This is a genomic window from Niallia sp. MER 6, from assembly GCF_023714395.1.
In the GTDB taxonomy this organism is placed as follows: domain Bacteria; phylum Bacillota; class Bacilli; order Bacillales; family Cytobacillaceae; genus Niallia.
In genome coordinates, this window is sequence record NZ_JAMAUK010000012.1 from 13,086 (window position 1) to 25,388 (window position 12,303).

Sequence of the window (12,303 nt, forward strand, 5' to 3'; positions counted from 1 at the left end):
TGCACATCAGAAAGAAACAAGCTGTTCATTTTTTTGATTATTATTCCTCTATTACTACCTGGGCGAACGCATACTCGCTGCTATGGGTGATGGATAAATGAACTCCATCTGAATAAGGCCTGACTATATACGGCTTACCTTGCTCGGTTTGCCCAACTTCTATATCTATAAAGCTGAGCCCTTTGCCAATACCTGTTCCAACAGCTTTTGAGAATGCTTCCTTTGCTGCAAATCTGCCTGCTAGAAACTCTATTTTTCTTTTTAATAGCAGTTTATCAAATCTTTCCTTTTCATATGCTGTCAAAATTCTGTCCGCAAATTGCGGTTTACGCTCTAGCAGCTCAGCTATTCTCTTAAGTTCTACAATATCGATTCCAATTCCCTTTATCATCAGGACACATCCTTCTATTTTCTATTTAGTAAGCATAAATTATTTGTATCTTTCCCTTCCCATTGGCTATCATGAAACTAAGTGCAAAGGAGGTTTTTTATTGTTTACAAGAAGAGAAAGCTTTAAAGAGTATTTAACTTACTATCCTATTGTTTCTCTCATTCTGTTCATTAACTTGTTGGTTTACTTATCAACTGTACTGCCTGTTTTTCCAAACCAGCTTATCATGACGAACATGGTTGGCGTCAATCTCTATATTATCCAAGGAGACTGGTGGAGACTGATCACACCGATTTTCCTGCATACGAGCTTTTCCCATTTCCTGTTCAATTGCTTCAGCATCTTTTTATTTGGACCTGCATTAGAAAGAATACTTGGTAAATTTAAATTTATTGCTATTTACTTGTTAACTGGCATATTAGCAAATCTCGCCACCCTTGTGACAGAACCGCTCACCTTTTCACATCTCGGTGCAAGCGGCAGCATTTTTGGTCTATTCGGCTACTATATCGCTTTAATTGTATTCCGCAAAGATATTATATCAAGGAATAATTCACAAGTAATTGGCACGATTGCGGCATTAAGCTTAATCATGACGTTCCTCCAACCCAATATTAATATTGCTGCACATCTATTCGGCTTTTTCTTTGGAATGGCAGCCGGGAGCCTTATTGAAGCGAAAGGCAGAAAAATCTTCTCTTCGTATAAAGAAGAGTTTTTAGAACTCAAAGGAAGAGTTCGCTCAAACAGAAAACCGCCAGCGCGAACGCTGACGATTTGGACAATTATTATTTTGCTTGCATTAATCGGTCTGTTTCGCTGACCTAAAAAACTCATTTATGATTGATTTTTCAAAGTAAAGGTAGACTGATCAATGAATTCTGCCCTCCCTGACTCACGAAGATCTTTTGCCAGTTGAAAGAGGGCATTATCCTTTGCTTTCGCTTCAATCATACAATGTATTTCTGGCAAAGTCTGATTGACTTTCTCCAAAAATCCCATAAACATATCAACATCAATATAATCGGCGTGCGCCCGAAATTCTGCTTCAGAACGGGGGCTGGATATATGCATTTTCAGAGGAAGCGGAGAGTCTTTCCACGTTTCTATCATTCTCGGCCACTGTTCCTCCCAATTGCTGTCCGTATGGTTGGCTAGGTGATGATGCAAATCAAAAACAAACGGTATCCCTAATTTTTCACATAAATAAAGGGTGTCATCAATCGTAAAGGTCGTATCATCATTTTCAAGGATAATCATTCTTTGCAGCTTCTCAGGAACAAATCCCCAATTGACGATAAACTGCTCTAGTGCCCCTTCCTTATCATCATGGGCTCCTCCGACATGAAGCACACATCTGTGAGTAGTATTTATAGCCATCCCTTTCAGCAACCCCTCATGGACAGACAGTGTCTTCAAGGATGCTTTTAAGATATCAGCATGAGAATTGTTTAAAACAACAAAATGGTCTGGATGAAAATCGACGCGCATGGAATGCTTCTTCACCCATTCCCCCAATTCTGACAGCTTTGATTTCAGCGGCCGCATAAAGTTCCAGCCTTGAAGCTCTGGGTGATTGGCAAGAGGTATCAGCTTAGAGCTAAAACGAAAGAAGTGAATATCATTACCTATATTATGTTTTAAGAGTCTTAAGCAATTCTCAAGATTGCTGATGGCAATCCTCTCAAGCTTCTGCAATGCCGCTTCCTTATTCGCAATTTGGGAGAATTGCTTATATGTCATCGTTTGAGATGGTGATGCATTTTTGAGATTTTCACTCATTGCAACATAGCCTAGTTTGAATATAGTCAATTGGCTAACATCCTTCCTTATAAGCCTTTTGGTTAGTATGCACAAGAAAAAACATAAAAAACCCCTGTGAAGATTCACTTCACAGGGGTTGAATTCTTATCTGTAAGAATTAGATTTAGAATAGCTGCTGCTGCTAGATTGGCCTGATCTTTTGTTGCTGTAGCCTTGTCTTTGGCGAGAATTAGAATTAGAGTTAGAGTTATAGCTCTTCTTGCCTTTATAACCGCCACCGCTGTTGCGGTCATTAAACTTACGGTCACGTCTTTGTGGAAGCGGCTTTTCCTCTGTCAATTTAACTGGAGTTGTATCCGGTTCTTTTGTCATCATTTTTAGAACAGCAGCTACAACTGTAGAAGCATCTTTTTGTTCCAGAAGTTCATCTGCAGCTGTTTTGTAAGAATCAAGATTATTCTCATCAATTGTCTGCATGATTTTTTCCAATACAGCTTTTTGCTGTCCTTCTAGTGCTTGATCAACAGTAGGCGGAATCATCTTCTCCATTTTTTTCTTTGTCACTTTTTCGACAACTTGAAGATATGATCTTTCACGGTATGTGATAAACGTAATCGCCATTCCTTCTTTACCAGCTCTTCCCGTTCTTCCGATACGGTGCACATAGCTTTCTGGATCTTGCGGGATATCGAAATTATAAACATGTGTAACTCCGGAAATATCCAATCCACGTGCAGCAACATCTGTAGCTACAAGAACATCAATGGCACCTTCTTTAAATTTACGCAAAACAGACATACGTTTCGCTTGGCTAAGGTCACCATGAATGCCTTCTGCTGTATAACCGCGCAGGTTCAAAGCCTCAGACAGCTCATCAACACGGCGCTTTGTGCGTCCGAAGATGATTGCTAATTCTGGTGATTGGATATCCAATAATCTTGTTAAAATATCGAACTTCGTTTTTTCTTGTGTTTCAACATAATATTGTTCAATAAGCGGTGTAGTCATTTCTTTTGCTTTTACCTTGACCACTTGAGGCTCCTTCATGAAGCGCTCTGCCATTCTTCTGATTTGCGGAGGCATTGTAGCTGAGAATAGCAATGTTTGTCTCTCTTCTGGAATTTTAGAAAGGATTGCTTCGATATCATCGATGAATCCCATGTTCAGCATTTCATCTGCTTCATCCAAAATAACAGTAGAAACATTATCTAAACGAAGTGTTTTTCTGTTGATATGATCTAATATCCGCCCTGGAGTTCCTACAATGATATGCGGATTCTTCTTCAGTGCACGGATTTGGCGGTTAATGTCTTGGCCTCCGAAAATGGACAATACTCTTGTACGCTTTCCAAAACCAATTTTGTATAGCTCTTCTGATACTTGTATCGCTAATTCACGTGTTGGTGCAATGATTATGCCTTGCACTACTTCATTGCTTATATCTATTTTGTCTACTAGAGGCACACCGAATGCTGCTGTTTTTCCTGTTCCTGTTTGCGCCTGACCGATAAGGTCCTTATTTTGAAGGCTCAACGGAATTGTTTCGGCTTGAATAGGAGTCGCTTCCTCAAACCCCATTCTATTTAAAGCTTTCATTGTCGCAGAACTGATGCCTAAATCTTGAAACTTAACCAATATATTCAATCTCCTTCTAGTCATTAAAAATATCCACGGTATAATGGTCTACCCCAATAATAACCATTGTATGTACCCCTTTTTACCATCAATGAAACATATAAAAAATGGTTTGACCCGTCCACTTATCCGTTTTTTCCCCAAACAGTTAATAATTACAATAAACTACGTATATTTTTTATGAATGCATAAGTTTTTGTGGATTATAATCATCACTTAAAATTATAAGGAGAAACTCCGAGGCTATATGCTTTTTTTCTCAAGTATGAGATACTTTTCAACCAAGTTAATAGGAGAAATATTTCAAATGACTCTATAATTTTTATAGCTAGCTAAAACTGAAAAGTCAGCCAAAGACAGAGAAATTTTGGGCACAATTTGCAAACATCTCCTCCATAAAGAGGATGCAAAGCATCTGCCATGCTGAATAATTTCTCTCTATTTGACTGCTTTTTATTTGAATATGTTTATTGTGCCTTTTTCAGTATAACCATTTCATTTATTTTCATAATACTTTTAGAAATAATCTTATCACTTACAATATCGGTTTGCAATAATGTGGAAGTTCAAAAGCCAAGTTTCTTTCTCGGTTTTAAAATGGAGCTCAAGGCTTGCTATCATTAAAAAAACAGCTAATTTTCTTTCGTTTCCACATATAAAAATAGGATATTAATCCTAGATTCTTCCATACTTTATCAGAAAAGGGAAGGTCCTTTTCTTCATGATAAAAAGCTTAATATTTCAGAGAAAAGGACTTGCTTCTCCTTACAATGACAGATTAAGTGCTTGGAATCTTTCATATACATAATCTTTTTCTTTCTTGCCTTAATGGTTTCGTATAAGTACTCCGCGCTCTTTAGTGGGACGATTCCATCACTTTCTCCTTGGGCTATAAACGTCGGAATAGTGATAGTTTCAAGCAACGGCTTAATATGCCGCACAAGCTTTCTAAATTGGATAGTCGCAGAAATGGGAGTTGTTTTGATTTTATAAGAATAGCGGTTAAACAGTTCATTTTGAAGCAATTTCCCACTATAAAGATCTTTGCACATACTAATGATGTCTGCACCCAACTGCCGTGGATTAATATAATAAGCAGCGGCGCTTAACAGTACCAGCTTCTTTACAGGATAATGGGCAGCTAGATAGCTTGCAATCATTCCTCCCATGGAAAAACCGATTACATAAACCTCCTTATGCCTCTTCAATAAATCCTCCAATGCTCTTTCCGCACAACTTATCCATTCATTAAAAGGAACTCCTCTTAATTGCAAAAGCTCACCATGACCAGGTAAAACAGGTACAGCACATTCCCAATCTGTGTTTTCTCCTAAAAATTCCGCCAATGGCTCCACCTCATTAGGAGCCCCGGTAAAACCGTGAATACATAAACAAGCAGTCAATGATAACACCACCAATTGTTTTGTTTGCATTTTACACTATTTAATGATAAATTACACTATATCTTCTGCGATTCTATTTAAAACCAAAAAAGGGAACTAGAATCATCTAGATTCCTTTGTTCCCTGTCTTGTTAACTCAAAAACCTTACTGGAGAGCTTTTACTACCTCTTCCAGCCTCATTCCTCTTGATGCTTTAACTAAGACTGCTGTTTCGCCATCAACAACTTTTTTCAATTCTTGAATCAATTCGCTTTTGTCTAGGAAGGATTGAACTCTTTCATTTGCAAATACTGTCTTTGCTCCTTGTGCAATATGCTTGCCCAGTTCACCAAACGTGAAAACATAATCAATTGCCGCAGCATCAATCTCCTCGCCAATTTCGTAATGGAATGTTGCCTCATCTGGTCCTAACTCAAGCATATCTCCTAGTACTAGAACTTTATGCTTAAAGCCAGGAAGGCTTTGCAGTACATTTATAGCAGCTCTCATGCTTGTAGGGCTGGCATTATAAGCGTCATTAATGACTTTCAGGCCACCTTGCCCTTCTAAAAGCTCCATTCTCATATTAGTCAGCTTTAAATTCTGGAACCCTTCATCCATTTTCTCATAGCTGATATCAAAATAATCTGCTACAAGCATTGCTGCCAATGCATTGAGGATATTGTGCTTCCCTAATATCGGCAGGCTGAACTCCTTATCACTTTTGTTTATCTTAAATTTGCTGCCTGTACTGCTTTCTTCTATTTCAAACGGATAAAGACTATTCTTATCTTCTAAGCCGAAAGAACATATAGCAGCATCAGGTTTATCAAAAGTCGGTATTCTTTCAGCCAACAGCGGTTCATCACCAAAGTAAACAATTCTGCCTTGCTTTTTCAACCCATTCAAAATCTCCAGCTTCGCTTCAGCAATGCCTTCTCTTGAACCAAGATCCTGCAGGTGGGATTCTCCAATATTAGTGATAACAACAACATCAGGTTCAGCCAATTTTGTCAGGAAATCAATCTCTCCCCGGCCGCTCATGCCCATTTCCAGTACAGCCACATCTGTGTCTTCCTCTAGGCTCAGCACTGTTAGAGGAAGTCCTAAATGGTTGTTATAATTACCTTCTGTTTTTTGCACTTTATATTTCAATGACAGGAGATTAGTAGTAATGTCCTTTGTAGACGTTTTCCCATTGCTTCCTGTTATACCAACCACTTTTATATCCAGTTCATGACGGTAGCTTTTTGCAAGATTCTGGATGCTAGTCATCGGGTCGCTCACAAAAATAAGCGGTAAATGCTCGGGGGGATTTGGAACATCCTTCTGCCAAAAGGACGCAGCTGCCCCATTTTGAATAGCAGCCTCAACATACTTATGACCATCTGTTTTATCTCCTTTAAAGGGGATAAAAAGGTTGCCTGGCTGTATTTTTCTTGAATCAATTGTCACCCCACGAATGATGACTTCTCCAATATCGCTTGAACTTAAAGTTGCATCTGGTCCAATCATATCTGCTGCTTGTTGCAAAGATCTCCGGATCATAGCAGTCTCCTCCTTTTTAGGTAGATTATTGTTTGGCAAAAAAAAGAGGCAGTTAAAAAATGCCTCCTTTTTTCTTTAAAGGGCGGGCTGTCTTCTTTCAAATATGCCCTTACCCTTAAAAAGTATATTTGATGCTTTGTTTTTCTTCATGTCTTTCTACTGCCAAGTCTACAAGCTTTTCGATAAGAGCTGCATATTCAACATTTGTATGCTTCCATAACAATGGGAACATGCTGAATGGAGTAAAGCCAGGCATTGTGTTCACTTCGTTTATATAAACTTTGCCGTCTTTTGTCAAGAAGAAGTCAGCACGAACAAGACCAGAGCAATCTAGTGCCTTGAAAGCTTTAATTGCATCTTCCTTAATTGCTGCATATTCTTGCTCTGACACTTCTGCCGGGATGATTAAACCAGTATTTCCATCCTCATATTTCGCCTTATAGTCATAGAAATCTTTCTTCGGAACGATTTCCCCAGCAACAGACACTGCTGGGAAATCGTTGCCAAGAACACCCACTTCGATTTCTCTTGCTGTAACGCCCTCTTCCACAATGATTTTGCGGTCGAATTGGAATGCTTCTTCAAACGCAGCATCCAGCTCATTTCGAGACGTACATTTGCTGATGCCTACACTTGAGCCTAAATTAGCTGGTTTCACAAAACATGGATATCCTAAGTCTTGTTCTACTTTTGTATAGGCTGCTTCTTTTTCACTTTGCCATTCACTTCGAATGAAAGAAGTGTATTTAACCTGGTTTAATCCGGCTACCTCAAAGATATTCTTCATGATTACCTTATCCATACCAGCAGATGATGCTAATACACCATTACCTACATAAGGAAGATTCAACAGCTCAAGCAGCCCTTGCACTGTTCCGTCTTCCCCGTTCGGTCCGTGAAGCAATGGGAAAATAACATCAAGCTGAGTGTCACCAGCTTGGAACAAGTCAGGAGAAAGAACTGTTCCTGATAGCCCTTCCTGTCTTTTAAACTCTAATTCTTTCACTGTTTCTACAGGCCCAGTAAGCTGTTCTCCTCTAATCCATTCACCCGTCTCTGTTATGTAAATTGGATGAATATCAAATTTATCTGTATCCAAGGCTTTTATAACAGCCAAGGCAGTTTGCATGCTGACTCTATGTTCAGCGGATTTTCCGCCATATAGTAAACCAATTTTCTTTTTCATAATTCGTACCTCCATATTTTAAAGACACACACTTGTTATTCTACCACTACACCCTTATCTTCAAAAGAGGAATCATGGACTAGCTCTGCTTTTTATCAAATTGTAAAATTTGCGCATGCTTTTGTAATAAATTATGTCACAAGCCATGTAAATGCAGCTTATTCAAAGAAATTTCTATAGGCTATTTATCGGTCATCTAAGACAGGCTGCCAAGCCTTTAATCTTCTTTCTTATTTTCTCCGCGAAAAACCTTGGCACTTCTGACATACTCTATATCACTTACATTGCTGCGAAAATTAATGACTCGCGCTAATGCAAAGAAATAATCAGATAAACGGTTCAAATACTTTAAGGGCAATTCAGGGACATGCTCCTCTTCCCTCATTAAAGTAACAACACACCGCTCCGCTCTTCTTGTTACTGTTCGGGCAATATGGATGGCACTGGCCGCAGCTGTTCCCCCTGGCAGAATAAACCGTTCAATAGGCGGCGCTTCCTCCATTAAATCATCGATGCGCTCTTCCAAATACAAAACAGCTTCTTCCGATAACTTTAACGGCCTGTTTTTTGTTATGCTAGCTAAATCTCCACCGCAGTCAAAAAGCTCATGCTGAATTTTTTCTAAATTTGCCTTTACATCTGAATAAATATCCTCCACTAACAAAGAAATGGCCTGGCCAACGAAGCAATTCGCTTCATCCACTGTGCCGTAAGCTTCCACTCTGATATCATCTTTATAAGCTCTTCCGCCAATGATATGTGTCTGGCCTTTATCTCCTGTTTTCGTATAAATTTTCATTTCATCCCTCTTTCTAAAGCTGTCTTCCTATTTTGCCTTTTATCCAAAGCCATCGTCATTACCTCATAAACTCCTTTAGCAACAGCTTTCCCTAAATCTGTAATGTTGCCGCCAAATTCATGAAATTTGCCTTTTTGGGTAGCAGCAACAAGCAAGCTGTCTGTGGGAGTTCCCGTTGCAGGCGTGCCAGTAGCAGGATCAGTTACTTGTCTGTTCCGAAGTACGCTTGCTTTCGTCTCTGTTGCCGTCATCGCACATTGCAGAAATGCTTGCTCAGACAGCTCGCCATTTATAAATATCCAAATATTAATCGTGCCCGGGACAATGAGTGAGGAGTGCTGCTCACTCAAAGCTGCATCCGCCGGATTGCCGACACTGGCAGTAACCACGAAGAAAAGACTGGTGGCACCTGCCTGATATTTGCGGTAAGCAGTATCCTCCAGCTCAACCGCTGTCATCATCGCAACCGTTTCACTTGGCAAAAACCCGTTTTTAACGAGATAATCATTCATCTCCATTTTATAATCATCACAGTTGTAGTCTTTATTCACATGACGGTTAATAAAATATTTGTGCCAGCCTATCCCTGCTCCTGTCACACCAGAAGATAATGATTTCAGTGGAATATCGGTTGTAATGGCTATGTATTCTTTAGAGAGGGTCAAATTAGCTTCGCCAACTTCCTCTTGCAAATAAGCACTGCTTTCTCTAAGAGAGAGCACAAGGTTCGCCGCCGGCACTTGCGGATGCTGAGCTCTTATCACATCTGTGCCGTATACTTTTTTTATTTTATCCTCTTGAAGAACTTTCCGCGGGTGCGAGTCTGCTTCAATCTCGCTGTTATGAAGCAATAATAGCCTGTCACAATAAAGACTAGCCAAATTTAAGTCATGAAAAATACAAACAACCGTCAAGCCCCGCTTTTTGCTCCACTCTTTTAATAATTCAAGCAGCTCCTTTTGAAAGGAAAGATCAAGATGGTTAGTCGGTTCATCAAGTAGGAGAATTTCAGGCTCCTGTGCCAAGCATTGCGCTAAATACACCCTTTGCTTTTCCCCTCCAGACAGCTCACCAATCAAGGTATTGCTGTAATGGCTGATGCCTGTCTGTTCCATTGCGCTATGAATGACAGCTTTATCCTCCCTTGATAATCCTTGCATCCAGCCTTTTTGATGTGCATATCTGCCCATTGAAACGATTTCCTCGACAGTATAAGAAAATGCCTCTGCGGTTTGTTGAGAAAGGGTAGAAACGATCTGGGCAAATTCCTTTTGTTTATATTCGGAGACTTTTCTGCCTTTAATAAAAAGCTCCCCAGCATTAGGTATAACAATCCCGCTTATCAGCTTAAATAAAGTTGTTTTTCCGCTGCCATTCGGGCCGAGTATGCCAAGCATTTCCCCTTTTTGTACAGAAAAAGTAATATCCGTTAACACTTTTTTCTCTCCATATTGAAATGACAGCTTTTTTGCCTCCAGCATCGTCTTACCTCCCTTTCTTTCTATAGTTCAACAGCAAAATGGCAAATACAGGAGCTCCGGAAAGGGCTGTAATTACACCGATTGGCAGCTCCGCCGGGGAAATTATCGATCTTGCCAATAAATCTGCCAAGATTAAAAATCCGCTGCCAACGAATATAGACAGCGGCAGTACATGACGGTGATTACTTCCAGCCACTATCCTGACTAAATGTGGGATAACAAGCCCAACAAAGCCAATTGTCCCAGATACTGCAACAGCAGCACCTGTGAGCATGCTGCCGGCAAGTATAATGGTCATTTTCCTAAACCTTACTTGCACTCCTAAATGCTGTGCTCTTTCTTCCCCGAATGCCAATATATTAAGCTCCCTGCCTTGCAATAAAAGAATCAAACAGCCAATGATAAAAAAGGGCAGGAAAATTTGAATATACGTCCATCCCCTCATTGAAACACTTCCAAGCAGCCAGCCAATAATCTGTCTTAGCTCATCTCCTGTTAACGCAATTAACAAGGAAATAAAAGCGCCTAAAAAGGAACTGAAAATAATGCCTGTCAGTATAATCGTTTCTACCTTCATAGCAGGGTCCAGCTTTTTTGCAAATAACAGCACCAGAAAAACGGTTAAAAAAGCGGTCACAATACTCAGCACAGGCAACGTATAGCTCCCTAAAAAGGGAATGGTAATATGAAAAAACAAGGTTGCCACAGCACCAACAGAGGCACCTGAGGATACACCGAGAGTATACGGGTCTGCCAACGGATTGCGCAGCAATCCTTGAAAAGCACAGCCTGCAATTGCAAGGCTTGCACCAACAAGGCCCGCTAGGATAACACGAGGCAGACGAATATTACTAACGATGTTGGCTTGCATCGTATCTACTGTAAATACTTCTGTATGACTGACTGAATTTATGAATATCTTGATGATCGTTAAGAAAGACACAGAAACCGTTCCAATGGATATCCCTAAAAAAAGTGCGATGATGAGAAAAAAAGCGGCCAAAAAATAAGCCGCTTTTGTTTTATTTAAATACATCCGGATATACTGCCTTCGCAAATTCCTCTACCCCTTGTGCCAGCCTTGGGCCAGAACGTGATACAAGATCTTCATCCACTTCCACTATTTGTTTATCCTTTACTGCCGTTACCTGATCCCAGCCATCCCTTTTTGTTACTTGTCCGACCGGATCTGGTGAGTAGCCGCCATAAGTAGTTATAACTACATCTGGATCTGCCTCAATGACTGCCTCTTGGTCAACTTGAACCCAGCCAGCTTCCTTAATAACATTTGTTGCATTAATGGTATCAATCATTTCTTGCATAAATGTATCTTTTCCAGTTGTAAAAATACTTGGTTCAGGGCTGACCTCTACATACACATCCTTTTTGTCTTTTTCAGATATGCTTGCAGCCTTTTCTTTAATAGAAGCAATGTCATCCTTCATATCTTGAACTATTTCTTCAGCTTTCTCTTTTTCACCAACTGCTTTACCAATCATTTCAATACTGTTATAAACACCATTAAAATCAGTCGCATCATTTACGACAAGTACATCTATCCCAGCGTCGCTCATCTGCTGCAGTCCATCTGCCCATGTGTCAGCGACTGATTCATGTGCAAGCACTAAATCAGGATCTAAGGAAAGGATCTTCTCCACATTAAGCTCCATACCCACTACTTTTTCGATATCTTTCGTTTCTTCTGGATAATCATCACTTTCAGAAACACCAACAACTTCATCGCCCACGCCTAATGCAAAAGCTACTTCTGTGTTGCTTGGCATTAAGGAAACGATTTTTTGAGGATCTTCTTCAATGACTACCTCTTTATCAACTGCATCTGTAATAGTAACAGGAAACTCTGCCTCTGCTTGTTCAGATTTCTGCTTGTCATTACTTTCACTGTCAGAAGCTTGTCCGCATCCAGCCAACACTAAACACGCCATTAACGCTCCGCAAAATAATGAATAATACTTTTTCATTTTATTTCCTCCCTTTATTTGTTTGGAAAAATAAAAAGGGGCTTGTCCTCATAGATTAGAACCCATAAAAAAACACACTTTTTTAGCAAAAGAGTGTGGCAGCTTTAAAAGGTCCCATTGGACAACCTCCGGGA

At 39.9% G+C, this 12,303-nt stretch carries 11 protein-coding genes; 1 reads left to right on the forward strand and 10 read right to left on the reverse strand.

What is annotated here, in order from left to right:
- Window positions 1-40 precede the first annotated feature (40 nt).
- Window positions 41-391, reverse strand: coding sequence for a holo-ACP synthase (acpS, locus tag M3600_RS15525; RefSeq protein WP_233316920.1), 351 nt, complete (start codon window positions 389-391; stop codon window positions 41-43).
- Between the two features lie 100 nt (window positions 392-491).
- Between acpS and M3600_RS15530 the strand changes: the two genes are divergently transcribed.
- Window positions 492-1,214 (forward strand): rhomboid family intramembrane serine protease, encoded by a 723-nt coding sequence (locus tag M3600_RS15530; RefSeq protein ID WP_233316919.1) that lies wholly within the window; start codon window positions 492-494, stop codon window positions 1,212-1,214.
- A 14-nt stretch (window positions 1,215-1,228) separates the two neighbouring features.
- On the opposite strand, the gene uvsE is transcribed toward M3600_RS15530, so the two are convergent.
- The 9 genes from uvsE to M3600_RS15575 all read right to left on the reverse strand — a co-directional run bounded on the left by uvsE (window position 1,229) and on the right by M3600_RS15575 (window position 12,169).
- Window positions 1,229-2,203, reverse strand: coding sequence for a UV DNA damage repair endonuclease UvsE (uvsE, locus tag M3600_RS15535; protein ID WP_233316918.1), 975 nt, complete (start codon window positions 2,201-2,203; stop codon window positions 1,229-1,231).
- 96 nt (window positions 2,204-2,299) lie between these two features.
- Complete coding sequence (cshA, locus tag M3600_RS15540; RefSeq protein ID WP_282581413.1) at window positions 2,300-3,790, reverse strand: degradosome RNA helicase CshA; 1,491 nt, start codon at window positions 3,788-3,790, stop codon at window positions 2,300-2,302.
- A 719-nt stretch (window positions 3,791-4,509) separates the two neighbouring features.
- Window positions 4,510-5,193, reverse strand: coding sequence for an alpha/beta hydrolase (locus M3600_RS15545; protein ID WP_237940580.1), 684 nt, complete (start codon window positions 5,191-5,193; stop codon window positions 4,510-4,512).
- Window positions 5,194-5,338: 145 nt separating this feature from the next.
- Window positions 5,339-6,721, reverse strand: coding sequence for a UDP-N-acetylmuramoyl-tripeptide--D-alanyl-D-alanine ligase (locus tag M3600_RS15550; protein WP_251646648.1), 1,383 nt, complete (start codon window positions 6,719-6,721; stop codon window positions 5,339-5,341).
- A 115-nt stretch (window positions 6,722-6,836) separates the two neighbouring features.
- Complete coding sequence (locus M3600_RS15555) at window positions 6,837-7,907, reverse strand: D-alanine--D-alanine ligase (protein ID WP_237940578.1); 1,071 nt, start codon at window positions 7,905-7,907, stop codon at window positions 6,837-6,839.
- 217 nt (window positions 7,908-8,124) lie between these two features.
- A complete protein-coding gene (locus M3600_RS15560) occupies window positions 8,125-8,706 on the reverse strand; it encodes a cob(I)yrinic acid a,c-diamide adenosyltransferase (protein ID WP_251646649.1) in 582 nt (193 codons plus the stop codon).
- Window positions 8,703-10,187, reverse strand: a complete 1,485-nt coding sequence (locus M3600_RS15565) for an adenosylcobinamide amidohydrolase (RefSeq protein ID WP_251646650.1) — start codon at window positions 10,185-10,187, stop codon at window positions 8,703-8,705. Before M3600_RS15565 ends, M3600_RS15560 begins: the two co-directional genes overlap by 4 nt.
- Window positions 10,188-10,191: 4 nt before the next feature.
- Entirely contained in the window at window positions 10,192-11,244 is a 1,053-nt protein-coding gene (locus M3600_RS15570; protein ID WP_251646651.1) for a FecCD family ABC transporter permease, read from the reverse strand.
- Window positions 11,210-12,169 (reverse strand): ABC transporter substrate-binding protein, encoded by a 960-nt coding sequence (locus M3600_RS15575; RefSeq protein WP_233316911.1) that lies wholly within the window; start codon window positions 12,167-12,169, stop codon window positions 11,210-11,212. Before M3600_RS15575 ends, M3600_RS15570 begins: the two co-directional genes overlap by 35 nt.
- Window positions 12,170-12,303 lie beyond the last annotated feature (134 nt).

Coding starts and splice junctions, on each gene's coding strand:
- M3600_RS15555 (WP_237940578.1), bottom strand. CDS start 7,907: ATGAAAAAGAAAATTGGTTTACTATATGGCGGAAAATCCGCTGAACAT.
- acpS (WP_233316920.1), bottom strand. CDS start 391: ATGATAAAGGGAATTGGAATCGATATTGTAGAACTTAAGAGAATAGCT.
- M3600_RS15575 (WP_233316911.1), bottom strand. CDS start 12,169: ATGAAAAAGTATTATTCATTATTTTGCGGAGCGTTAATGGCGTGTTTA.
- M3600_RS15550 (WP_251646648.1), bottom strand. CDS start 6,721: ATGATCCGGAGATCTTTGCAACAAGCAGCAGATATGATTGGACCAGAT.
- M3600_RS15565 (WP_251646650.1), bottom strand. CDS start 10,187: ATGCTGGAGGCAAAAAAGCTGTCATTTCAATATGGAGAGAAAAAAGTG.
- M3600_RS15560 (WP_251646649.1), bottom strand. CDS start 8,706: ATGAAAATTTATACGAAAACAGGAGATAAAGGCCAGACACATATCATT.